This window comes from Chitinophaga tropicalis, assembly GCF_009758205.1.
Lineage (GTDB): Bacteria > Bacteroidota > Bacteroidia > Chitinophagales > Chitinophagaceae > Chitinophaga > Chitinophaga tropicalis.
This window is the reverse complement of record NZ_WRXN01000001.1, coordinates 609,894-634,643: the sequence shown is the minus strand read 5'-3', so window position 1 is coordinate 634,643 and position 24,750 is coordinate 609,894. Positions and strand designations below refer to the sequence as shown.

The window sequence follows — 24,750 nt, the reverse complement described above, 5'->3', positions numbered from 1 at the left end:
ATATACCAAAATCCGGCTATGGCAAATAAAGTATTAATCCCGAACTTAGCACCCTGACGATTTTAAAACTCTACTTTGACTATGCAACAGGAAACCAGGAATCAAAAGATCAGTAAAATTGCGGCCAAGACAGCGATCAGGATATTTATTATCATACTCTTTTTTGGCCTGCTGCCGTTTATAGCAGGCAACCAGGAATGGGACCAGCGGATAGCCGGTGCGCATCTTATCATACCCAGCAAATGGACATTGATAGCCCCAGCCATCCTGTTTTTAGGCTTCCTTACCCTGACTATTATCTGCCTGAAAACAAAATACCGGATGCCAGACGTTAACTGGCTGCTTGTGTTTAATACGTTAATACTGCTTATTTACCTTGGAATGCTGTATTCGAGGATCTTTAAAGTGCTGCTTCCATAAAGAGCAGCATCCTTTATCTTATTAAAAACGTCTATCCTTGCGCCTAACAGAAGAACAAGTGCTAACATTGGCTCCGGACGAAGCGTCCCGTAAAGCCGGCAAAGCATTGTCCGGCGATACGAAGTGGGTGAGCAAAGGCGCCAGTGAGCTGGCCCTTTGGGGAGAGTGTCAGGGCAGCGGCAGTAAGCCATATCAAACCCAGGTTGACCTCACAAATATTGCTTTTAAATGCAGTTGCCCCAGCCGTAAATTTCCATGCAAACATGGTATAGGATTGATGCTGCTTTATTCCCGGCAACCGGAAAGCTTTACAGACAATACACTCCCGTTGTGGGTGAGCGACTGGATACAGAAGCGTTCTGAAAAAGAAATCCAAAAAACAGAGAAGGAGGAAAAGCCTGTGGATGAAGCTGCACAGGCCAAAAGGCAACAGGCGCGTATACAGAAAGTAGAAGATGGTATTGATGAGCTGCTGCTGTGGATGAAGGATATTGTGCGCAATGGCATTATCCAGCTGCCGGAAAAAGGATCTTCCTACTGGGAGAACATGGCCCGCCGTATGGTGGACGCACAGGCTTCCGGTCTTGCCGGCATGGTGCGCGGCCTGGGAGAGATCAACTTCTACAGCGAAGGCTGGCAGCATATTTTCATGGACCAGCTGTTACGTATCTACCTGGTCATTGAAGGCTACCGCAATCAACAGGAGCTCCCCTCTCTTATGCAGCAGGAGCTGCGTACCATGATCGGGTTTACGCAGAACCAGGAAGCGCTCAGGCAGCAGAAAGGCATCAATGATACCTGGCTCATACTCAGCAAACAAGCTACCGAAGAAGATAATCTTACTACTGAAAAATACTGGCTGTATGGTCTTCAATCCCACCGTACAGCGCTGGTATTGCAATTCCATGCAAGAGGCATGTCGAAGCCGCAGCAACTGCTTACTCCCGGTACTTCCATTGTGGCAGAGCTGGTATTCTTCCCTTCTGAAGTTCCTTTGCGGGCAATTATAAAGGAGCCTGTCATTACGGGAAAATTACATGCTACTTCCGGTTTTACGGGCTGGCAGGAAGTGGTGGAAACAGAATCTGTTCTTTCCGGGAAAATGCCGGTGCGCAGTGAGCGGCCGTATATTGTACAACAGCTCACTCCTGTTCAGCATAATATGCAATGGTGGCTGAAAGACCAGTACCAGCAAATGATGCCGGTAAAACAGGGGTTCAGGAATATATGGAAGTTATTGTCGCTCAGCGGCGGACAAGCCCTGGACATTTCCTTACTGGGAAAAGAGAAGGAATATGAGCCTCTTGGCGTATGGCACAGTAATGTTTACAAGTTATTATAGAAGGGACTGTTTATGTGGAATAATATTATTACAACCGCCTTATTAGGCACCGGCAAAAAGCCCCTCCTGCCGGGAGACCTTCCGGCAGACCTGTTGCCCGCTGCCAATATCATACTTGCTGACAAACAGCAGGACCAGGAAACACATTTCCTGCAGCTGGCATCTCTGGTGTTTAACTACAGGCAAAGCGGCGTGATGCCCCTTCATAAGGAAGGTGTGGCGCTACCCCCCTGTTTGCCGGAGGAACGGCCATATTGTAATACTTCAGCTGTATATGCGCTGCAGGATGCGCTGGACATGGACCTGTTACCCCTGGTGTCTTTCTGGCTGGAATGCTGCAATAAAGCGCAGCAGGTAGCGGTTCCTGAATGTATTCCCACCCTGCTGGATATTGCTGTAGCGCAGAAACGCATACGCAACCTTGCTGTAGCCGCCTGTGGCAACCGTGGTCAGTGGCTGGGCAGGATGAACAGCTACTGGCAGTTCCCTCTTGCCAACAGTAATGAAGAGCTTTGGCAAACAGGTACTCCTGAAGAACGCCGGCAGGTACTACAGGAGATACGACAGGAAGATGCGGGAGTAGCGAGGGAGTGGCTGCAACAAACGTGGCCGCAGGAAACTGCCAATGTAAAAGCAGACCTGCTGAAAGTACTGAAAATAAACATTAGTGCAGATGATGCGCCCTGGCTGGAATCTTTGCTGCAGGAAAAAAGCCAGAAGGTAAAGGATGAAGTGTGGGCATTGTTAAAGCTGATACCTTCCTCTTCTATAGTCCGGTCTTACCGGCGTATTCTGCAGGAGGTCATTCCTGCAGATGAATATTCACAGGAAAGGGGTTCTCTCTCTCTGCCGCTGGATAAAGCGATAACAGATTCCGGTATTGCCACGCTCAGCAATGAAAAGAATATGAGCGACGAGGCCTTTATACTGTATCAGCTTATCAGCTATACACCGGTGTCTTACTGGGAATCTCATTTTACTTCCCTTTCCCGGGAAGACATCATTGAGAAATTTACCGGCAAGTTTGCTACAGCGCTGGTACTGGCCGCTATCAGGTTCAGGGAAACGGCATGGCTGAAGTTATTGCTGGAAAAGGACAGTCACTTCTTTCCGGATGCAATAGAGCTGCTGAATGCAGAAGAACAGGAGGCCTACCTGCTTCGTTTCTTTGAAACAGTGCCGCAGGATGTGATACAGCGGATGACCACTATCACGTCTCAATGGGGAGCAGACATTACCGGGGCTATACTGAAATGGATAGCAAAAAACCCATACCAGTATACCCGCAATTTCTTTGACAAGCATATCCTGCAACTGCCGTTATCTATTGCAGGAGACCTGGAAAAATATGCCCCTGAAGAGCCGGCATACCAGGCTACATGGAGAAATACATCTGATCATATTCGTAAACTGTTATCCTGCAAGATGCAGATAACAAATGCATTCAATCTGTAAGTACCCAAATCCATCACCTTTTTAAGCCGATTAAAAATGTCCAACATTTTACGTCAACATGCAGAACAGCTGTTCGCCCAGGAACTGGAAGAACTGAAAAAGAATGATACTGATAAAAGACCGTATTCCTGGGAGCTATCGCCACAGGCTGTTGTTACTTACCTTGTTGGAGGAAAGCTGAAGAACGGCTTTGAAGTACAACCCAAATATATTGGTAACCGCAGGCTGATGGAGATTGCAGTGGCCACACTTACTACAGACAGGGCTTTGCTGCTGTACGGCCTTCCCGGTACGGCAAAGAGCTGGGTAAGTGAGCACCTGGCTGCCGCCATCAGCGGAGATTCTACCCTTATTGTGCAGGGCACTGCCGGTACCGGAGAAGAAGCCATACGCTATGGATGGAACTATGCCCGTCTGCTGGCAGAAGGGCCGTCAGAAAATGCGCTGGTGGAAACTCCTGTTATGCGCGCCATGAAAACAGGTAAACTTGCCAGGATAGAAGAACTAACGCGTATAGGCGCTGACGTTCAGGATACACTGATCACTATTCTCTCTGAGAAAACATTGCCTGTGCCAGAACTGAATACCGAAGTGATGGCGGAGAAAGGGTTTAATGTTATTGCTACCGCCAACAACAGGGACAAAGGAGTGAATGATCTTTCCAGCGCACTGAAGAGACGTTTTAATACCGTGATACTACCTGTACCTGACAGCATGGAAGAAGAGATAGACATTGTGAAACGCCGTGTGGAAAGCTATGAAAAAGTAATGGACCTGCCGGCAGAAAAACCTGCGCTGGAAGAGATACGCCGTATTGTTACCATTTTCCGTGAGCTGCGTAACGGAGTAACCACTGATGGCAAAACGAAGATAAAAACACCCAGCGGCACTCTTAGTACTGCAGAAGCCATTTCTGTTGTAAACAATGGTCTGGCTATGGCTGCTTACTTTGGCGACGGCCAACTGAAAGCGGATGATCTTGCCGCAGGTATAATCGGCGCTGTATTAAAAGATCCTGTACAGGATAAAATAGTATGGCAGGAATACCTGGAAACGGTTGTTAAGCCAAGAGAAGACTGGAAAGATATTTACCGCGCATGCCGGGACCTGTAAACTGATCTTTATGGCAATACATGTACTGGGTATACGTCATCATGGCCCCGGCTCTGCCAGGCATGTGAAAGAATACCTGGAAAAGATAAAACCGGACATTGTCCTGGTAGAAGGGCCGCCTGAAGCAGATAACATCCTGGAATGGGTTGGACATGAACATCTCAACCCTCCGGTTGCCATACTGGCTTATCAGCCTGATAGTCCGCACAAAGCGGTGTTCTACCCTTTCGCAGAATTTTCTCCGGAGTGGCAGGCTATCCTTTATGCCCGTCGCAATAAGATCCCTGTGAAATTCATGGACCTGCCTACGGTGCATAAGTTTGAGCTGAAAAATGAACCTCCCTCCCATTCTGCCACAGTAAAGGAAGAACCTCCTGTTATTAACAGCATGTCTCTTCCTTTTACACCGGAGGCCAGGGCCGTAAAACGCAATCCGCTGGCCTGCCTGGCTGCGGCGGCAGGCTTCCATGACGAAGAGGCCTGGTGGGAACATATGTTTGAATACCGGCAGGACCAGCAGCAGGTCTTTGAAGCTATTATTGAAGGTATACATGCGCTGCGTACGGAACTGGACCTGCCGTATGACCGTGAGGAGCAGCTTCGTGAAGCACATATGCGGAAGATAATCCGTCAGGCAGAGAAAGAAATGTATACTGAAATAGCTGTTGTATGTGGTGCATGGCATGCTCCGGCGTTGGCACACATGCCGAAAGCAAAAGATGATAATGATCTGCTGAAAGGCCTTTCCAAAGTTAAAATAGCTACTACCTGGGTACCGTGGACGTATAACCGTTTGAGTTTTGACAGCGGATATGGCGCCGGTATCAATTCTCCCGGATGGTATGAACATAACTGGCGTTACCCCACAGATGACGGTACCCGATGGATGTCCCGCGTAGCACGGCTTTTCAGGGAGCAGCAGAAAGATATTTCAGTAGCTCATGTACTGGAAGCCGTAAGGCTTTCAACAGCTCTTACCGCTTTGCGGGAACTGCCCCGTCCTGGTCTTGAAGAGCTGAATGAGGCCACTCTCAGTGTGCTCTGCAATGGTGAGGATATTATGATGCAGCTTATTAACAATGAGCTGATAGTAAGTGATAAGATAGGGGCTGTTCCTTCAGATATTCCCCGTCCGCCGCTGCAAACAGACATTGAGAAACAGCAGAAAAGACTGCGTCTTCCGCAAACGGCAGACTATAAAGACTATGTGCTGGACCTGCGCAAAGAAACAGACCTGGACCGTAGTATACTGCTGCACCGTATGGAGCTGCTGGACATTAAGTGGGGACAACGTTACGGCGTAACCGGCAAAGGTACTTTCAAAGAGCAATGGCGGCTGCAATGGGACCCTGAGCTATCTATAGATATCATAGAAAAGGGAAGCCTGGGCAATACTGTTGAAGAAGCGGCCAACCGTTATGTAAAACAGGAGGCACTAACCGCTACTTCTCTTAAAGCAGTATGTACCCTGCTGGAATCTGCTATTCCGGCTGAACTGGGAACGGCCATAGATGTACTGGTAAGGCAGATCAACAACCTTGCCGCCGCTACCGGCGATGTGATGCAGCTGATGACGGTTATTCCCGGCCTGGTGCAGACAAGCCGTTATGGCAACGTCAGACGAACAGATGCCGGAATGATAGAAGGTATTATAACGGGGATGATAACACGTATTTGTATCAGCCTGCCTTCTGCCTGTGTAGCTGTTGCTGAAGACGCTGCTACAGAATTACTGGAGCTTGTCTACAATATGAACGACGCCATACTGATATTGCAGGATACATCTCTTACAGAGGAGTGGCAGGATACATTGTTCCGGATAGCCGGGACAGACAGTACATCGCCTGTAATAGGCGGTTATGCTACGCGCCTGCTAACAGATCACCGGCGTATTTCGGGAGATGAGCTGGTACGTGCGTTCAGCTTTGCCATGTCATCTTCGAGCCCACCGGCTACTGCAGCTGCATGGCTGGAAGGTTTCCTGAAAGGCAGCGGAACATTGCTGCTGGTAGATAACGATCTATGGGCTGTTGTATATAACTGGATGCAGCAGCTTTCTGAAGATACTTTTAAGCAGCTGCTGCCATTGTTACGCCGTACATTTTCCAGCTTCAGCAAAGCTGAGCGCAGGAAGCTGGGAGAAAAAGCAAAGAACGGAACAACAGGAGCAAATGGCATCAACGCTATATCTGATACAGACTTTGATTCTATAAGAGCGCAGAAAGGCATTCCCGTAGTAATGCAAATGCTGGGCATTAAACAGATCTGATCATGGATAATCTTAATAAATGGAGACTGGTGCTGGGAGGTAATGATGCAGATGGCAAAGGATATTCACTGAGTGGTGTGGAATTACAGATGGACAAAACGCTGGAAGCTCTCTATGACAGTGAAAAGAAAGGAGGTCTTGGCTCCTCCTCTCCCAACGTGAGCCGCTGGCTGGGAGACATACGTACCTTCTTTCCTGCTTCAGTGGTGCAGGTGATGCAACGGGATGCTATACAGCGGCTGAACATCACACAGATGCTCTTTGAGAAAGAAATGCTGGAGAACGTGGAGCCGGATGTACATTTGGTTGCTACGTTATTAACATTGCGGCATGCTATACCGGATAAAACAAAAGATACGGCCAGGCAGGTGGTGAGAAGAGTGGTGGACGAGTTACTGAAGAAATTGTCTCAACCCACGCAACAGGCTATTACCGGCAGCTTACACCGCAGCGTGCGTAACCGAAGGCCCCGTCATAATGAGATAAACTGGCATGCTACTATCTTAAAGAACCTGCAGCATTATCAACCTGAATATAAGACCATCATTCCTGAAACACGTATTGGGTACGGACGTAAAACCAACTCTCTGAAAGATGTGGTGCTTTGTCTTGACCAGAGCGGATCAATGGGTACATCTGTTGTTTACTCCGGTATTTTTGGTTCTGTAATGGCTTCCATCCCTGCTATCAAAACAAAGATGATTGTTTTTGATACTGCTGTTGCAGACCTTACGGAGGAACTGGCAGACCCTGTGGACCTGTTGTTTGGTGTACAGTTAGGAGGTGGTACTGATATACAGGCAGCGTTATCTTATTGCCAGCAGATCATTACCCGTCCTGCAGATACTGTGCTTGTACTTATTACAGACCTCTTTGAAGGAGGTAATGAAGAACGTATGCGCAGGCGTGCTGCAGAGCTTACCGCTGCAGGAGTACAGGTTATTGTACTGCTGGCGCTTAACGATGATGGCGCACCTTCCTATGATCATGATAATGCCAGGTATCTTTCCAACCTGGGTATTCCTGTTTTTGCATGCACGCCTGACAAGTTTCCCGACCTGATGGCTGCTGCACTGAGTAAACAGGATATCAACAACTGGGCATCGAGAGAAGATCTTGTGTTGAAAAAATGATCATGTTACTTTCAGCCACTCACCATCTTCATAAATGATATCGCCAGAGATACTTTGTTGTATAGCTGTTGCGATATCATTTTTTATATCTTCCGTTACTCTTGCAAAGCCCAGTGTTTTAGCCACCATTGGTACTGCAGCAGCATGTGTGATTGCTACTGCATCTTCCACCACTTTCCTTATGACCATTGACATTTCTTCAGGCGCAACGTACACCAGTTTTCTTGATGTTGCAGGCAGGTTAGCGCGGCTGCGTAAAGAGGGCTCCTGCATATTCACGTTCCACAGGAATTCTTCTTTTACTATAATACTTCCGCTTTCTTCTGCATTTGTGATAGTTTGTTTCAACACTTCGCGTATCCTGTTGCCTGCTCTTGCCACACCTGCCGCCTCCAGTATCCTTCTTGTCACTTCTTCAATATGTACAGGGCTTTCCACCACCACTATCATTTCCAGCCAGGACTTCAGTTTATCAGCATGATGTGCATGCAGGTCTTTTGTTGCTATCTCTGATGGTAATACTGCCTGTTCGTACAAAGGAATATTGATATCCTCTTCTTCTTCTCTCACCATTTCATAGTTGCTGTCTTCTTCCTCTATATCATTTACATAATACTCATTTCCTCTTGCGTTTTCCAATGCCATTATCAACCTGTTCAGTTCGCGTACAGGATGGCGGAACCAGTCTGTACTCCACACATGATAGATATTCCATCCCATGTTTTCCAGTACCTGGTGGCGCAGGCGGTCTCTGTCTTTTGCAGAGCGTGCGGAATGATAAGATGCTCCATCGCACATAATACCCATGACGTATTTTCCGGGAGTATCAGGATCGACCACGGCAAGGTCAATATAAAACCCTTTGCTGCCGACCTGTTTCTTTACTATATATCCTTTAGCGGTGAGATGGCCTGCCACCATTTCCTCGAAAGGAATATTAGCCGGTAAGCCTTCTCCGCTCAGTGTTTTCAATGTACCATGCTGTGCGAAGTAAAGGAAGTTCTTCAATGCTCTTACGCCTTCGCTATCTGTTCTTGACAGATCAATATCGTCTGCTGTGAGATTGGTAAATACTTCACATCTCTGTTTGGCGCGGGTGATCAGTACGTTCAGCCTCTTCTCCCCTCCTTCATTATTCAGCGGACCGAAAGACAGGTTCACAACACCTTCAGGTGTACGGCCGTAACCAATACTGATGAAGATAACATCACGTTCATCTCCCTGTACATTCTCCAGGTTCTTTATAAAGAATGGTTCATGCGGATGCGCTTTAAAAAATGCTTCCACATCAGGAAGTTTTTTACGTGCACTTTCCACTGCCTGCTGAATGGCCTGCATCTGTGCGGTACTGAAAGCAACAACACCCAGGCTCATGTCAGGATGTTTGCGTGCATGTTCTATGATAGCTTCTGTAATTATTGCTGCTTCCTGCTGATTGGTGCGGGTCTTACCACGATCGTACGTGGCGTCTTTCAGGTGATGATATACAAGTCCCATCTGATGTGCTGCTCCGGGGCTCGGGAAGATAACCAGTTTGTTCTCATAGAACTCATGGTTGGACATGGTGATCAAAGATTCATGCCTGCTGCGGTAGTGCCAGCGCAACATGCGTTGTGGTGCACCCTGTGCATCACACATGCCTAATATGCTTGGCATATCTGCCGTTACATTTTCTTCATCGTCTACTTCTTTCAATAATGAATCAAAGAAACTGCTGGGTGGTAACTGTTTACTGTCTCCCACTACTACCAGTTGCTTTCCTCTCAGTATGGCGCCCAAAGCATCGACAGGTCTTACCTGGCTGGCTTCGTCAAAGATGACAAGATCAAACTGCAATGCACCCGGAGGTAAAAAACTGGCGATGGACAGGGGGCTCATCATAAACACAGGCTTGATGGCCTGTATTGCCAGACCCGCGGCCTGCATCAGTTTGCGGATAGGCATATGCCTTGCCTTCTTGTTGAATTCTGTGCGTAGTACATTTACCTGTCCGCCGGCTTCCAGCGGCGGCACCCCTTCCCAATGTTTCAATGCTGCGCGTGCGCGGTTATACTGAAGATTCAGCGTATCCAGTTTCACGAATTGTTTTACTGCCGATTCGTGGCTGGAGCGTTCAAACTTTCTTAAAGAGGAATGCCTGATCAATGCTTTCTCCCAAAGATATTCATACCATGTTCTCTGCAATGCTGCCTTCAATGCTTTTGCAGCCTGCGGCCACCTGGCGGATGCATCTGTCAGTACCTGCAGGCCTTCTGCTGCGGCAGTGGCTACCAGGTTATTCCAGGAAATGACCTGATGTATGTCAGGCAGTTTTTCAGACCATGACTTCATCAACAGGATCTGTTCTTCGTATGGGCGTTGCAGTAATGGCGTTATATCGTTGAAGCGTTGTTGTTCTTTCAGCGCCAATGCAGTGACTATAGCTTCTATAGCTGCGCCTTGTTGCTGTAATACGGTGAGCAGTGTATCGTAGTAACGTTTTGCAGTTTCTACGGGCTCATTCTTTTCGAGGTAATCCAGTATAACAGGAGAACATGATCCTATGCTGATCTGTGTGTGAACGTTTGTGATGTAGCTGGTAATGTTAGTCAGTACATCCCAGTTTATCTGTCCTTTCTGCCAGCGTTGCATGAACAGTTCTTTTGCCAGGGTTTCCTGTTCCTGCAATTGTTTTTCCAGGCGGCGTGCTTCCAGGATTGCATCTATGCATGCAAGCTTTCCGGCAGTATCGTCAGGAGCACCGGTTTTGTATAATGCTGTGAGCTGACGGTTACTTCTGTTAAATTCCCCTATTACGAAGCGATACCACTTATCTCCATATGCCAGCAGGTTCTGACGGATCTCGAGCACCTGCTGGTCCCACGCTTCGGGGATCAGTACAGCGTCGTAGGCCTGGCGGACCTGCCGCAGGCGTTTTCCTGTTTCCAGTAATTCTTTGATGGCTTCTTTCTGTTGCAGCCATGCAGAATGCCTGAGCTGAACTCCGCTTATATCAGGGCGGATGGATGCCAGCTGTACAAAGAAAGAGAGGTCCATGCTGCCCTTTCTGTTCAATGGCATTGGTAATCCAACCTGTCCGGCGATGATAGTGCTTTCATGCTGTAATGTAACAGTAGTGGCAGCAGCCTTTTGCAGGAGGGGCAATAAACGTTCTTCATCTGCAGGCAGCAGTACTGTTAATCCTACTCCCCAGAATAGCATGCCGGCCGGCATTCCTGTTTCCCCCAGTCTTGCTTCTATTCTTGCTGCCATTGCTTCGGCACGTTGCATTCTTGCAGCGTCCCAGTTATCAATATCCGGTAATGCTATTCTTGGTAATTCAGTATCTGCAAAGTTCTCTTTCAGCAGTAAAAGATATCCCATTATCTGCTGCGGAGTAAGATTACTTTTTGCAACCGGTGTGTTTACTGTTACAGCATAATCATTCAGTTCTTTACGATAGTCGTTCAGTAATGTGACTTCCTGCTGTAGCTGAAGTATGGCGGGTTTGCCCAGTTCCAATGTACGTCTCAGTTCCTGGTGCAGCTCTTTTTTATTTGCTTTGTGGCTATGCAGTTCCAGGCATGCGTCGCCCAGCTGTATACTGTCCAACCTGCGTTTCACGACTTCCAGCGCCGCCATTTTTTCTGCAACGAACAATACTTTTTTCCCTTCACCGATCGCGTTTGCAATGAGGTTGGTGATGGTCTGTGATTTACCTGTACCCGGAGGGCCTTGTATTACAAGGTTGCGTCCTTCCTGTACAGCAAGCATTGCCAGCAGTTGGGAACCATCTGCATCAACTACCTGGTGGAGTTCATGCGCTGTTGTTTCTGTATCAATAAATGCATCTTCAGCAACGGCGGGTGTGCCTTCTTTAAATCCTTCACCGAAGAGTGATTGTAATATGGGATGATTGATTGGTTGTTCATCTTCCGGCCAGAGATCGGTATCGAGGTCATGATACAACATGAATTTTCCGAAGGAGAAAAAACCAAGTTCTACTGCATCGGGTATTACTTCCCATCCTGTCATGCCGTGGACAGTATCTGCCACGTCCTGTATATATGCCGCTACAGGAATATCGTCAGACTCTGGCAGATCAGGCAATGTGATGCCATATTCTGTTTTTATTTTTGTTTGCAGGCTGAGGTTCATTTCCACCTCACTACCGGTATAGCGCAAACGAAATTTTTCTCTTGCGCTGGAGCGTTCAAGAGATACCGGTATTAATACCAGGGGAGCAAGTCTTGGTTCTTTGCTATTATCTTTTTCGTACCAGCGCAACATTCCGAGTGTTAAGAAAAGAATGTTCATACCTTGTTCTTCCAGGCTGGTGCGTGCGGCGTAATATGTATTCAGTAACCTGTTCTGTAAAGCTGCGGCTGCTTCAGTTGTCTGAAGCCGGGTATCAAATACGGGTTCTTCCGGTTCAGGCAGGGGTTGCTCTGTTGTTTCTGTTTCTGTTTTCTCTTTGGTTTCAGCTTTTGGCAGAAAGGTCATGGCCTTTGCCTGCTTTACCAATACTTCATATACATTTGTAACGCTCTCCTGCTCAATATGTACCCCGCGACTTACAGGTAAACGGTAGTTCAGCAAAGGGTTACGCAGCCCCAGGTCCAGTAGTTCCCTGCGTGAGGCTTCCAGTTTTGTAAGGATTGATTCCTGCATGTATAGCTTGTTGTAGCAACAAAAAAAGTGATAATTTATGTTAAGAACGGTGTATGGGGATAATTTATTCTTTACATCATGGCGCTATAACCATTACCTTTATCCACATAACTATTTCACATCCTCGTGTATCAGATACTTTACTTTCTCTGGGGCACCGACTGGCACATAGCTATCAAGATCACAGGTTATGTGCTGCTTTCTCTTTCCTTTATTGGTGTGGTGGGTACGATATTACTTGAGAACCGCAACCCTGTCAAGGCTTTGGCTTATATCATGCTGCTGGTATTTGTTCCTATTCTTGGTCTCATCGTTTATTACTACCTGGGAAGGGACCTGCGTAAGCGCCGGCGTTTTACGCTGAAAGGCAGTAAGGATGAGACACTTATGCTGCGTTACTTCGAATCGCAGCGTAAGGAAATAGAAAGTCTGCAACTGGAATTGCGCCACCAGGTGGCCAGTAAACAGGAGTTATCTGCTATGTTACTGAATACCAGGCACTCTGTTGTTTCAAAGAATAATAAAGTTGCGCTTTTACTGAATGGGGAGGAAAAGTTTCCCGCGGTATTTGAGGCCCTGCGTAAAGCTAAGCATCATATACATATAGAATACTACATCTTTGCCGCTGACGATGTGGGTAATGAAGTAGCTGCCATACTGGTAGAAAAATTACAGGAAGGTGTTGAAGTACGTTTTGTTTATGATGACCTGGGATGTGATGACATTGGAGAAATTCCTGAGTGGCTGGAAGAATATGGTGCGGAAGTATATTCCTTCTCTCCTGTTCTGATCAATTTTTATGTGAACGCCAATTACCGGAATCACCGGAAGATCATTGTCATAGATGGGGAAGTTGCATTTACCGGTGGTATCAATATAGATGACCGTTATCTGAATAACGGCAAACATCCCGTGTTCTGGAGGGATACTCATCTGAAGCTGGAGGGCGATGTGGTGAATTTGCTACAGTTGCAGTTCCTGATGAGTTACCGGTATTGCAGCAGAAAAACATTTCCTTTCAGTCCTCCTTATTTTCAGCGGTCAGACCTGGAGGAGAATTGCTTTACTGATATAGTGGCCAGTGGGCCGGACTCAGATTTCCCGATGGCCATGCAAAGTATACTCATGGCTATTAACCTGGCAAGACGTACTATCAGGATAAGTAATCCTTACTTCATACCGAATGAACAGGTACTTACTGCTTTGCAGATGGCGGCGCAGGCGGGAAAAAATGTGGAGCTCCTGCTTCCAAAACGGGGCGACTCATTTTTTGTGCAGCATGCGGCACAATCGTATATTAAACCTATGCTGGATGCAGGGGTGAAAGTATACCTGTATGAGAAAGGTTTTATACATGCCAAAACGATATCGGTAGATGACAACCTGGCAATTATCGGGTCTGTGAATTTCGATTACCGTAGTTTTTACCTGAACAGTGAAATTGCAGTAGTTTCTTATGACAAGAAACTGGTACAACAATTAAACACTGCTTTTGCACAGGACCTGCGGGACGCTGTTCAGATAGACAGGCGCACGTGGAAGCACCGCTCTGTCTGGGAGCGGTTCATAGATGCAGTATGCAGATTGTTGACACCTCTTCTGTAAGTATACAACTCAGATGATATCTTCTCTTTCTTCCAGGTCTTCATGCCTGTCTCCGCCGAGGCTGTAATAATTATTCTCTTCGTCTTCCATACCGGTCATTTCCTGTTCATCGTCCAGTTCTGATCCGGGTATGTCGAGACCATCATCAAATTCAGTGGGGTTCACACCTTCTCTGCGAACCAGTTCATTATTGATCCGGGAAGATCTTGTAATTTTTTCCATATCCAGGTTTTCCTGTTCACCCTGATAAGTGATGTCTTCCCTGGCAGGGTGAGAAGGATATCCCGGAAATGTTTTATTTCTTTTTTTCTCTGCTTCCTTTTGGGAAGGAGCTTTTCTTTTATCCTGTTCCTTTGTTTTTGACAACTTCTTTTTCATAACACTCTTTTTATACAGTTTGCTGAAAAAGTAATGCCAACAGGAATCGATCCACACTCAAAGTTTAATTACTTCCTATCATTTTTAAACATACCGGTTTAGGCAGTTTTACTTCCTGGTTAGTTTTTTTGAGCAGGCCTGTTATTTTGTTCCGCTTAAAAACTACCACATTATCTGAATCCTGATTGGCGGCCAGCAAAAATTCTCCGCTGGGGTCTATCATAAAGTTACGGGGAGTTTTACCTCCGGATGATTGTTCTCCTTTTTTGGTAAGGGTACCAGTTTTCTTATCTATACTATATATAACAATATTATTGAGTTTTCCCCTGTTGGAAGCGTATAAAAATTTTCCATCCGGAGAAATATGGATGTCGGCGCCGGAAGGTTGTCCTTTATAATTTTCAGGTAAAGTTGATATTGCCTGGAAAGGAACCAATTTTCCATTGTCATATCTGAAGGCGGTAACTTTTCCGTCCAGCTCATGGATCACGTATGCCCATTTATTGTTTTCATGAAAAACGATATGCCGCGGACCAGATCCGGGAGGAAAAGGAGAAAATCCGGGATCTGCCGGAACGAGTGGTTGTACATCGCCCTGTTTATATGCATAGATAGCTACCTGGTCTATGCCGAGATCGGGTACATATAAATATGTATGGTTGGGACCAAACACCACACAATGTACATGTGGTTTTTCCTGTCTTTCTTTATTGGCGCTTTTGCCGGTATGTTCTATAGTTTGTACGGGGGCATCTATTTTCCCGTCAGGCCTTACGGGTAAAACAGATAAACTTCCTCCGTTATAGTTTCCGACAATTACATATTTACCATCGAGGTCTGTAGAGATATAACAAGGGGCATCTCCTCCTGAGGGTTGTTTGTTCAGGAAGGTGAGTTGTCCGGAAGTAGTATCCCATTCAAATGCACTTACTCCAGCATTTTTATCTGCGCCTTCATTTACAGAATACACATGTTTATGATCCGGGGCGATGACCAGGTAAGAAGGGTTGTCTACATTTTTTGCGGTGCTCACATAACGGAGTGTGCCGGTAGATGTGTTGAAGGCATAAACATTAATGCCTTCTTCTTCATTTTTCGTGTAGGTCCCGACCAGCAGAAATTTCTCTTTCGTTGTATCAGTTTGCGCCATTGTAATACCTGGTGTTAATAAAATTGTGTAGGCAAGGAGTAATCGGATCATATAGAGCGGACTTTTAGTGTAAACAAATTACAAAATATGCCATAAATGAAGAAAACGCATTTTAAAGGGCAATTTCTCACTTCACCCCTATTTTGAGGCAATGATATGCCAATTTTGAGATCGTTGAAATTTAGGGAGATAATGAGCTCGATATAAAAATACATAATTAATTGAATGTCAATAAATTAGTAATTATTGGTTAGTACATTAGTTTAAAATTTCGTTTTGATGTAAAAACTGCTTTCAAAATGGGTTTCGCGTCTTCGGCAAAACTCTTTTTGAGAGAGGGATCTTTTTCGCTGTGCAAGACTGGATTTTTTAAATAAAGGAGATTTCGGTCTTCCGGAGTTTTGGGTATAAAAAAGCCCAGTCCGAAGAAACGGACCGGGTTACTTTATACTTCTAATTTAACCTTTACTTTAAAAAACAATTCTTACTAAAATATGATGATGATAGTTTCTTCGAAATGAAATAAAAAAGCGAAGCAAATAATTGGAGAGAATTTTATTGGAACTTTTCAAAACAAAAACCCTGACATAAAACTAGTAGGTCCCAATTCTGGTTTTCTCAACAAGTGGAATAAAAATTCTGGTTTGTGTGTATCTGAATTTATAGGTTGATACTCTTCGGTTGCTCTTTCAATAGTGTTTTCTCCGGTTCGGAACGAATATAAACAAAAAAAATACATGCTCATAAAAAAGCATGTATTTTTATTTTAGACAAAAAACTATCTGAATATTTCTAAGTTTTATCTGCCCATATATACCATGAGGATCTGAACATCACTAGGGTTGACTCCACTGATCCTGCTTGCCTGACCTAAAGTACGGGGGCGTATCCTGTTAAATTTCTGTCTTGCTTCGGCGCTGAGTGAAACGAGTTTTGAATAATCGAAGCTATCGGGAATGATGAGGTCTTCCATCTGGCTCATTTTTTTCACCAGTTCATTTTCCTTTTCGATATATACTTCATACTTGATCTGGATCTCTGCCTGTTCTAAAGTTTCATCGCTGAACCCAGCCAGTGCTTTTCCGATCTTCGTTACTTTTTCTTTCATTGAAAAAATATCCAGGGTTGGGCGAAGCAGTATCTGGTAAGCTCTCATTCTTTGAGGAAGAGGGGAAGTATTTTTTTCAGCCAGCAGGTGATTGATATCTTCAGGATCTACCGGTAATTCTTTCAGGATAGTTTTCACTTTCTCCACTCCTTCCCTTTTCACGATTACTTTTTCCATCCTGTTTTGTCCGGCAAGTCCCATCCGGAAACTTTGTTCTGTAAGACGGAGGTCTGCATTATCCTGTCTGAGCAAGGTACGGAATTCTGCTCTTGAGGTGAACATGCGGTAAGGTTCGTCAGTACCTTTATTGATCAGATCGTCTATCAGTACTCCGATGTATGCTTCACTTCTTTTCAGAACAAAAGGCGCCTGACCTGTTGCTTTCAGGTGAGCGTTGATACCTGCCATCAGACCCTGACATGCTGCTTCTTCATAACCGGTGGTACCATTTATCTGGCCGGCAAAGAAAAGGTTCTGCACTTGTTTTGTTTCAAGTGAGAACTGTAACTGGGTTGGTGGGAAGTAATCATATTCTATGGCATATCCTGGTCGGAACATTTTGCAGTTCTCAAATCCGGGTACTAGCTGCAGAGCTTTGTATTGAACATCTTCCGGCAGTGAGGTAGAAAAACCGTTCACATATATTTCGACAGTGTTCCAACCTTCGGGTTCTACAAAAAGCTGGTGTCTGTCTCTTTCGGCAAAGCGGTTGATCTTGTCTTCGATACTTGGGCAGTACCTGGGGCCTACTCCCTGTATCCTACCCTGGAACATGGGAGATCTGTCAAATCCTGTTTTCAGCATTTCGTGTACATCACCACTTGTGTAAGTGATGTAGCAGCTACGTTGTTGTTCAGGTTTTATTTTTTCAACGTCCAGGTAAGAGAAGCCGGTAATAACATCATCTCCTTTTTGTTCTTCCATTTTGGAATAGTCCAGGCTTCTTGCGTCTATTCTGGGAGGTGTTCCTGTTTTCAGGCGGTCACTTTCAAAGCCCAGGGAAACCAGTTGTTCGGTAATTCCGGTCGCGGCTTTTTCTGCTACGCGTCCGCCGCCAAACTGTTTATCTCCTATATGCATTACTCCGTTCAGGAAAGTTCCGTTGGTGAGTACAACTGCTTTAGCTTTTATTTCATGTCCTAATCCGGTTACTACTCCGCAGCATCTACCGTCTTTTACCAAAAGACCTTTTACCATGTCCTGGTAAAAGTCCACATTAGGTGTTTGCTCAAGGGCTTCTCTCCACTTTGCAGCAAACAGCATTCTATCATTTTGTGTTCTTGGGCTCCACATGGCAGGTCCTTTAGACCTATTCAGCATGCGGAACTGTATCATTGATTGGTCTGTTACTATACCGGAGTATCCTCCCAGTGCATCAATCTCTCTTACTATCTGCCCTTTGGCTATACCTCCCATTGCTGGGTTACAACTCATCTGGGCAATAGTCTGCATGTTCATGGTGACAAGTAATACTTTTGACCCCATGTTTGCAGCTGCCGCGGCTGCCTCGCAACCGGCATGTCCGGCGCCTACCACTATAACATCGTAAGATGGAAACATTCATTTAGTTTGAAGATGCAAAAGTACATAGAAGGTGGGATATATTATGTTCCACGTGGAACATTAAGAAATGGGTTTGGAGTGAAGAGTGTTTTAGAAAAAATAATAGGGGCAAGATAAAGTATTTGGGAGGCTTTGAATAAGAGGTTCTTTATTAACCGAGACTGGTAGGACGTTTTTAGAAAGAGACCGAGAGATAAAAAGAGAGCTGTTTGAAAGGTGAATTCAAGGAACCAGTAAGTAAAATAACCTTTCAAAGAGGTAGGTATGAGTACGAGCAAGGGCAGTTTTCAGGGAGAGGTTGAATGATGATTGAGAAAACAGGGGAGCAATTAGACAAAGGTTACTCCCTTTTGAACAGGTAGGATGAGTTTGATAGTAGAGATAATCAGGGAGGTTCTCTCCTTTCGCAGAGGTAAGATGAGGTTAGTTAGTTCAGGGGAATCTCTTTGAGAAGCTGGTATTAAACTGTAGACTAAACCGGGAAAAAATATTCCTTTCAAAGAGTAAAATGAAATCTTTGAAAGAATATCTCAGGGAGAAGTTGAATAGTTATTAATAAAACAGTGGAATATTTAGAGTCAGGTTTATCTTCCCGGAAGAATAAAGTGCGGTGTTTTAGGTAAAACATTCCTGGGCCGTTTGGAAGAAACTGACACTTAATAAAAAGACGATCCCTTCCAGAGAAGTAAGATGAGATATTTTAAAAGGGCAATTTTGAAGAAAGTTGAGGTGGCTTGTAATTGAGCCGGAAGACAATAATGAAAGGTTGGTGCCTTCAGGAAAAGGAAAACACTCTGTCTGGGAAAACATCTTCGAAAGGTTTGAATAAGAATTGGGGTTAAATAGGGAGAGGATACTTTTCAAAACAGGCAGAGGAGGTACCAGAAATATTGTTTTGGAAGTACCTTGGAAAGGTACCGATGGACTTGGATAAACCAGTGAGCAGCCAGTGCTTACCAGAGGGTAAAACCAGGTATCAGGGAAGACATCTCTTGGGAGGACCTGAAATGAAACCGAAGGTTTAGTAAGAAACCTCCGTCTTTTAAAAGGTAAGGCGAAAGATTGGAAGAACACTTAAAGGAAAGTTTTTGGATAGATACATTAGAACCGGAAACAAAAATGGTTGAGCTAGTTGGTTGAGCTTTCATAGAGAGAATAAAATGGGATATTAGAAAGACGGCTTTGAAAGGAGCCTGCAGGAAACCAGGAGTACCATAATAGTTAGAGAATATTCTTGGGGAGAAAGTACACTATGAGGTAATACGAGGTATACTTTGAAAAGCTTGGAATGGGATTGCATAAAACTGAAGAATTAACAGTGGCAAGTTGGTCTTTCCTCAAGCAAAGAGGTATTAGATAGAAAGATTTCGGGGTATGTTCCCTGGAAGAAAATAAGACTTAACGGGACTCTTTGGGAAGGTAAGTTGAAGTAATAAGTAAAAGGAAATGCTTAGAAGCTCAGAGGCAATGGGTGATTAAACGAAGGATCCCATTAAAATTTCTATAGAAAATAAGGAGGGTAAATGATAACACCGGAATATGAGAAGGAAAAATTCGTTCCTTTTGGTAGAATTAAAGTTAGCTATTAAGAGGAACTTTTAAGCTGAGTTTGGATTAACTATCAAAAAAGAAAAATCTTGAATGTACCGCCAAACCAAAAAAATGAAGAACTGAGGAACAGAAAAGAGGGATGTTCCACGTGGAACATCCCTCTTTAGCTTATCCAAAATATAGCTGGAGGTATTCATTCTCTTTCTCCCTCATCTTAGCTGCCTGGTCCTTACGCTTATCTTTATACCCACATAAGTGTAAAGCCCCATGAAAAATTACTCTATGCAGCTCCTGTTCCTCACTAACTTTGAACTTTTCTGCATTGTCTCTCACCCTGTCTACGCTTATATAAATCTCACCTTCTGTTACACCGGGATCAGTTCCAAGCTCGAAAGTAACAATATCAGTGAGGGTATCATGTTGCAGAAACTGTTGATTTATCTCCAAAAGATAGTCGTCACTACAGAAAACATACTGCAAACTTTTTAGCCCCTGCCCTTCCCTGGCAAATTGTTCTTTTAAAAAAGCCTTGAGCCTGGTCTTATTCTTTAAATTCACCTTTACCTCATGAGGGGTAAAATTTATAGCCATGTTTGTTATAATTAATTGAGAATGTAAAAGTATAGTGAAATTTCTGATTCACCCATACCTGTCTTTGTTTGATTGGGCTGCAGCCACTACCTTTGTTCCATCAAAATTCCAGACATACTAAACTAACCAGGGAAGTATCTGGCCAAAGCTAAAAATAACAAACGGATGAAAAAAGGAGTGATTAAATTGTCTTCCCTTGCTATTGGAAAAAGTGCAGTAATAACCTCCTTCGAAAAGGATGATCTGCATATCAAATTGATGGAAATGGGATGTGTTCCCGGAGAAACGGTGAAGATAGAAAAGGTTGCTCCACTTGGAGATCCGATCTCAATTATGGTGGCTGGCTACAATCTATCTCTCCGCAAAACAGAAGCGGACTTTATATGGGTGGAAGAAATTGCCTGACAAGATATAATTACGAATGATCCACTCATGTAAGAAACGTCTGAAGTGATAGGATCATTCGTAATTTTATCCGTATGAAGACACTCAAAAATCAAATTCCTGCCCACTCCTTAAGTCCAGAGCACTCAAAACTTCACCGGGAACCTGCCGTTAAAAATATTTTTGGATCTCATCAGCTATCCCAACATCTGCATATCCCAGGATTTGAAATATATTCTTCTGATGGAATGCTTCCTTCCTACTCACCTTCAAAATCATCGTTCTATAGATTCGGACTTCTGATTAACGGCTCCCTTCATATACAAATTGGCCTTGAGCATTTCAATGTTACTGCCGGCACTGTAATTTTTACTGCCCCGGGACAGGTACATGCCAAATCTGACGTAAGTGACGATCTGTTTGGATACTATGTACTATTTGAAGATACGTTCCTGGAAAATCTATTACCTTCCACTACCCTACAGCAGGAATTTCCCTTTTTTGACTATTCAGGCATACAGGTCTTTCAATGTGTTTCAGAAGAAATCAATGAGATGACTGAACTTCTTAACCGGATCAATATTGAGATACGTGAGGAAAACACCGGCCGGACCAAAGCCATAAAAATGTATCTCTACCTCCTGTTGCTGGTGGCGAAAAGAAGTTATGAAAAACAGGAACTTTCAATTAACCGGGAACTGAGTCCGGTTCACCATCTTGTTACCCGTTTTCACAAATTAGTAGCGCAACATTTTCTTGAGTTGCGGCATGTAGCAGATTATGCGAAACTTTTGCATGTTACTCCAAATTATCTGAACCGCACGGTAAAGGCTGTTACCAATCAAACTGCCTCAGATGCCATTAACGAGATGTTAGTCCAGGAGGCAAAGGTACTTCTAAGATACACTGAACTCAGTTCTGCCGAGATCGCGTATAAATTAAATTTCAGCGAACCATCTGCATTTAATCATTTTTTCAGAAAGCAAACAGGAAATACTCCCGGGGATTACAGAAACACCCGCCCGGCGGAGAGGTTTCCGGCATGAACCGATCAATGATCCGAACCATGTGAACAATTCTCCTGCCGGCATCCTTTGCAACTTTGCTTTGTAAACAAAACACTATGACAAAGCAAATAGAAAATCAAAGAATTCTTATAGCGGGAGGATCTTCAGGGATAGGCCTGGCTACAGCTCAACTTTTATCCGGCCTCGGCGCCATTGTTACAATTACAGGCCGGGATGAAAAAAAACTTCAAAAAGTAAAACAGGAAAACCCGAAGCTGAACATTACAAAACTTGACAGTAGTGATCCGGCAGATCTGCAAGTCTTCTTTTCTTCATCCGGCACTTTTCATCACCTGATTATTTCAGTAAGCGGATCGAAAGGTGCGGGTTCCTTCCCTACCCTTTCTCTCGATGAACTCCGTGCAGGATTTGATCAGAAATTCTGGTCACATCTCGAAACCATCCAGGCAGCTCTTCCATTTGTTGAGAAAACCGGAAGCGTTACTCTTGTCACAGCCGCATCCAGTTCCGCACGTTTACCAGGTACTTCAGGGCTTGCTGCCATTAACGGGGCGCTTGAAATTATGGTGCCTATACTTGCAAAAGATCTTCAGCCTTTGCGGATCAATGCAGTTTCTCCAGGAGTAATAGACACAGCCTGGTGGGACTTTTTAAATGAAGCAGATAAAGCCGATACTTTCGCGCATTTTTCAAAGCAGGTTTGTGTGGGCAGAGTTGGACAAGCTGAAGAAGTGGCAAATGCTATTTTAAGTGTAGTTATAAACAACTATGTTAACGGAATAGTGCTTTCATGTCATGGCGGGCTTGGTTAAAAACAAATTCAGCAGTTTTTTATCTGAAATGTGGATAACTGTGTAAAAACATCTTTCTTATGAAGGCGCTGAGAATTAATCAGCGTGTATAACCCTTCAGACAAATGATTTTCATTCAAGCTATAAGGCCTTCATTTTTGAAGGCTTTATAGTTTGAACAGAAGATGTTTTTCCGTGGTATCCACGGAAATCTGACTTCCATTGTAACCATAAGGCCTTCATATGAAAGCGCTGAGAATTAAATATCCCCTACAGATACAGGGATAACTGAGTTTTATGCGATCTATAAGCCATTCAAAAATGAAGGCCTTGTAGATAAAACGGCCTGTATAATACCCCGCGAAACAAAATTTTATTGCATCTATAAGCCCTTCAAAAACAGGAAAAGGGCTGTATAAACTATGTTATACAGCCCCTTTTCAGTTATATAAACAATAAAATAAATTATATTTAGTTGATAAACAACAACTTAACTACAAACCATATTGTGCACTAATCTCTAACATTCTCTCAATCGGCTTTTTGGCTGCAATACGGAGATCTTCGTTCATTGTAATTTCCGGTTGTTCATATTCCATACACAGATACAGCTTTTCGAGCGTATTCAGTTTCATGTGAGGACAATCATTACATGCGCAGGCGTTATTTGGAGGTGCGGGTATAAAAGTTTTGCCTGGATTTTCTTTCTGCATCTGATGCAGGATACCTGTTTCTGTAACAACAATATATTCTTTTGCGTCATCTTTCTGAGAGAACTTCAGCAGTCCGGTAGTTGAACCTATGTAATCTGCGATTTCGAGAACAGCTGCTTCACACTCCGGATGCGCTATCACTTTGGCTTTCGGGTGTCTGATCTTCAGTTTGGTGATCTTTTCCAGGGAGAAGATCTCATGTACCATGCATGCCCCGTTCCACAGCAACATGTCCCTTCCCGTTTTTTTGGCCAAATAAGCCCCTAAATTCCTGTCGGGGGCAAAAATGATCGGCTGGTCGTTGGGAACGCTTTCGATGATCTTTTCGGCATTAGAAGAGGTACAAATGATATCGCTCAGCGCTTTGATACCTGCGGAGCAGTTTATATAGGAAATAACCAGGTGGTCCGGATGTTTTTCTTTGAACTTCCTGAAGAGCTCGGGAGGTGCACTATCTGCCAGTGAGCAACCGGCTTTCAGGTCGGGCAACAGTACTTTTTTCTGTGGACTGAGAATTTTTGCGGTTTCAGCCATAAAGTGAACGCCGGCAAAAACAATAATATCTGCATCTGTTTTTGCGGCCTGCTGACTTAAGCCGAGGCTGTCCCCAATATAATCTGCCACATCCTGAATATCGGGTTCCTGGTAATAGTGTGCGAGAACAATTGCGTTTTTTTCTTTTTTCAATCTTTCGATCTCTGCAAACAAATCCAGCCTGACATCAACGGGCAAATCCAGGTACCCTTTTTTTTGAATTTCGTTTTTTGCAATTTCCAGCTCCCTTATCATAATTATATATATAGTTTATTTTTTTAAAAAGAAAAACCCACTACTATTAGGGGTGTGAATATGTGAAAACTAAATTTTGCCATCGTGTACAAATGTAGTTGTTATTCTTATGGTGTTGGCTATCCACACGAAATTAACAGTCGAAATGAGCCACAGTATTGAATTAAGCTAGTTTCATCCACACCCGTGGATATCGTTTTCCGTGAATAATTTTTTTGGTGTACCCCTGCTGAAAAAGTGTGGACAGTGCCCAATAACAATCACCAAAAATCCATTTTCCGGAACCGGACCTTTCCGGATGGAAATAACAAAATTATTTTTCCGGTACCTCATCTGTGGTTTTTACCACGATATTGGACAATTTTTAAAGGTTTCTTAACATGGGATGTGGATAAACTACAACTAAAAAGTTATTCCGTAAGAATTTTGCTTTTTTAGTTTTACATTCAGCTTTGTACACATTTTAATGTGGATGAAGAAATTATCGTCTCAGAAATGTGTATAACCGTACAACTGTTTTTGAAGTGACGGAAATCATAAAATGTCGGCCTGTAGCCGTATTAAAAATCCCCCGGCGTTATGTTAAAACCGGTACAAAAACCATGACAAATGTGGATAACCTGTGAATGAAGCATTAAATACCCTTCCTGCGGATTCGCTTCAAACCCTTTACTGTATTGGGTTTGAGCTTAAAAAAACTGTTTTGCAGTTACAGTA

Annotated in this window: 16 protein-coding genes; 10 read left to right on the top strand and 6 right to left on the bottom strand. The window is 44.2% G+C overall.

Annotation, left to right across the window (positions count from 1 at the left end; all coding sequences use genetic code 11):
* The first annotated feature begins 81 nt into the window (after window positions 1-81).
* From GO493_RS02650 to GO493_RS02625, 6 genes are read left to right on the top strand one after another with little or no spacing between them, the layout of a single operon-like run.
* Window positions 82-420 (top strand): hypothetical protein, encoded by a 339-nt coding sequence (locus GO493_RS02650; RefSeq protein WP_157304557.1) that lies wholly within the window; start codon window positions 82-84, stop codon window positions 418-420.
* Between the two features lie 58 nt (window positions 421-478).
* Window positions 479-1,762 carry an SWIM zinc finger family protein gene (locus GO493_RS02645; protein ID WP_317165396.1) on the top strand — a complete coding sequence of 428 codons (1,284 nt, stop codon included), beginning with the start codon at window positions 479-481 and terminating at the stop codon, window positions 1,760-1,762.
* Between the two features lie 12 nt (window positions 1,763-1,774).
* On the top strand, window positions 1,775-3,217 hold the full coding sequence (locus GO493_RS02640) for a DUF5691 domain-containing protein (protein WP_157304555.1): 1,443 nt from the start codon (window positions 1,775-1,777) through the stop codon (window positions 3,215-3,217).
* A 36-nt stretch (window positions 3,218-3,253) separates the two neighbouring features.
* The gene (locus tag GO493_RS02635) at window positions 3,254-4,330 is read left to right on the top strand and encodes an ATP-binding protein (RefSeq protein WP_157304554.1); all 1,077 of its coding nucleotides are present in this window, start codon (window positions 3,254-3,256) and stop codon (window positions 4,328-4,330) included.
* 10 nt (window positions 4,331-4,340) lie between these two features.
* Window positions 4,341-6,599: a DUF5682 family protein gene (locus tag GO493_RS02630; protein WP_157304553.1), complete on the top strand. Its 2,259-nt coding sequence runs from the start codon at window positions 4,341-4,343 to the stop codon at window positions 6,597-6,599.
* A 2-nt stretch (window positions 6,600-6,601) separates the two neighbouring features.
* Window positions 6,602-7,732, top strand: coding sequence for a vWA domain-containing protein (locus GO493_RS02625; protein ID WP_157304552.1), 1,131 nt, complete (start codon window positions 6,602-6,604; stop codon window positions 7,730-7,732).
* Here the strand turns inward: GO493_RS02625 and GO493_RS02620 are convergent, their stop codons facing one another.
* Window positions 7,733-12,382, bottom strand: coding sequence for a DUF3320 domain-containing protein (locus tag GO493_RS02620; RefSeq protein WP_157304551.1), 4,650 nt, complete (start codon window positions 12,380-12,382; stop codon window positions 7,733-7,735).
* A gap of 126 nt (window positions 12,383-12,508) precedes the next feature.
* Between GO493_RS02620 and cls the strand changes: the two genes are divergently transcribed.
* Window positions 12,509-13,987, top strand: coding sequence for a cardiolipin synthase (gene cls, locus GO493_RS02615; protein WP_157304549.1), 1,479 nt, complete (start codon window positions 12,509-12,511; stop codon window positions 13,985-13,987).
* Between the two features lie 9 nt (window positions 13,988-13,996).
* On the opposite strand, the gene GO493_RS02610 is transcribed toward cls, so the two are convergent.
* From GO493_RS02610 to ybeY, 4 genes are all read right to left on the bottom strand, one after another.
* Complete coding sequence (locus GO493_RS02610) at window positions 13,997-14,365, bottom strand: hypothetical protein (RefSeq protein WP_157304547.1); 369 nt, start codon at window positions 14,363-14,365, stop codon at window positions 13,997-13,999.
* 64 nt (window positions 14,366-14,429) lie between these two features.
* The gene (locus tag GO493_RS02605; RefSeq protein WP_157304546.1) at window positions 14,430-15,566 is read right to left on the bottom strand and encodes a lactonase family protein; all 1,137 of its coding nucleotides are present in this window, start codon (window positions 15,564-15,566) and stop codon (window positions 14,430-14,432) included.
* Between the two features lie 748 nt (window positions 15,567-16,314).
* The gene (gene mnmG / locus GO493_RS02600) at window positions 16,315-18,183 is read right to left on the bottom strand and encodes a tRNA uridine-5-carboxymethylaminomethyl(34) synthesis enzyme MnmG (protein WP_157304545.1); all 1,869 of its coding nucleotides are present in this window, start codon (window positions 18,181-18,183) and stop codon (window positions 16,315-16,317) included.
* A 1,722-nt stretch (window positions 18,184-19,905) separates the two neighbouring features.
* Window positions 19,906-20,328, bottom strand: a complete 423-nt coding sequence (ybeY, locus tag GO493_RS02595) for an rRNA maturation RNase YbeY (RefSeq protein WP_157304543.1) — start codon at window positions 20,326-20,328, stop codon at window positions 19,906-19,908.
* A 165-nt stretch (window positions 20,329-20,493) separates the two neighbouring features.
* Between ybeY and GO493_RS02590 the strand changes: the two genes are divergently transcribed.
* The 3 genes from GO493_RS02590 (at window position 20,494) to GO493_RS02580 (ending at window position 22,552) form a co-directional block, all read left to right on the top strand.
* On the top strand, window positions 20,494-20,733 hold the full coding sequence (locus GO493_RS02590) for a FeoA family protein (protein ID WP_157304541.1): 240 nt from the start codon (window positions 20,494-20,496) through the stop codon (window positions 20,731-20,733).
* Between the two features lie 74 nt (window positions 20,734-20,807).
* A complete protein-coding gene (locus GO493_RS02585) occupies window positions 20,808-21,758 on the top strand; it encodes a helix-turn-helix domain-containing protein (RefSeq protein ID WP_157304540.1) in 951 nt (316 codons plus the stop codon).
* A gap of 77 nt (window positions 21,759-21,835) precedes the next feature.
* A complete protein-coding gene (locus tag GO493_RS02580; RefSeq protein ID WP_157304538.1) occupies window positions 21,836-22,552 on the top strand; it encodes an SDR family oxidoreductase in 717 nt (238 codons plus the stop codon).
* Between the two features lie 473 nt (window positions 22,553-23,025).
* On the opposite strand, the gene nadA is transcribed toward GO493_RS02580, so the two are convergent.
* Window positions 23,026-24,033, bottom strand: a complete 1,008-nt coding sequence (gene nadA / locus GO493_RS02575; RefSeq protein ID WP_157304536.1) for a quinolinate synthase NadA — start codon at window positions 24,031-24,033, stop codon at window positions 23,026-23,028.
* Window positions 24,034-24,750 lie beyond the last annotated feature (717 nt).

Excerpts from the sequence above, each read along its gene's own strand:
- GO493_RS02580 (WP_157304538.1), top strand. The coding sequence starts at position 21,836 with ATGACAAAGCAAATAGAAAATCAAAGAATTCTTATAGCGGGAGGATCT.
- ybeY (WP_157304543.1), bottom strand. The coding sequence starts at position 20,328 with ATGGCTATAAATTTTACCCCTCATGAGGTAAAGGTGAATTTAAAGAAT.
- GO493_RS02635 (WP_157304554.1), top strand. The coding sequence starts at position 3,254 with ATGTCCAACATTTTACGTCAACATGCAGAACAGCTGTTCGCCCAGGAA.
- GO493_RS02620 (WP_157304551.1), bottom strand. The coding sequence starts at position 12,382 with ATGCAGGAATCAATCCTTACAAAACTGGAAGCCTCACGCAGGGAACTA.
- GO493_RS02590 (WP_157304541.1), top strand. The coding sequence starts at position 20,494 with ATGAAAAAAGGAGTGATTAAATTGTCTTCCCTTGCTATTGGAAAAAGT.
- GO493_RS02585 (WP_157304540.1), top strand. The coding sequence starts at position 20,808 with ATGAAGACACTCAAAAATCAAATTCCTGCCCACTCCTTAAGTCCAGAG.
- GO493_RS02625 (WP_157304552.1), top strand. The coding sequence starts at position 6,602 with ATGGATAATCTTAATAAATGGAGACTGGTGCTGGGAGGTAATGATGCA.
- GO493_RS02630 (WP_157304553.1), top strand. The coding sequence starts at position 4,341 with ATGGCAATACATGTACTGGGTATACGTCATCATGGCCCCGGCTCTGCC.
- GO493_RS02610 (WP_157304547.1), bottom strand. The coding sequence starts at position 14,365 with ATGAAAAAGAAGTTGTCAAAAACAAAGGAACAGGATAAAAGAAAAGCT.
- mnmG (WP_157304545.1), bottom strand. The coding sequence starts at position 18,183 with ATGTTTCCATCTTACGATGTTATAGTGGTAGGCGCCGGACATGCCGGT.
- nadA (WP_157304536.1), bottom strand. The coding sequence starts at position 24,033 with ATGATAAGGGAGCTGGAAATTGCAAAAAACGAAATTCAAAAAAAAGGG.
- GO493_RS02605 (WP_157304546.1), bottom strand. The coding sequence starts at position 15,566 with ATGATCCGATTACTCCTTGCCTACACAATTTTATTAACACCAGGTATT.
- GO493_RS02640 (WP_157304555.1), top strand. The coding sequence starts at position 1,775 with ATGTGGAATAATATTATTACAACCGCCTTATTAGGCACCGGCAAAAAG.
- GO493_RS02650 (WP_157304557.1), top strand. The coding sequence starts at position 82 with ATGCAACAGGAAACCAGGAATCAAAAGATCAGTAAAATTGCGGCCAAG.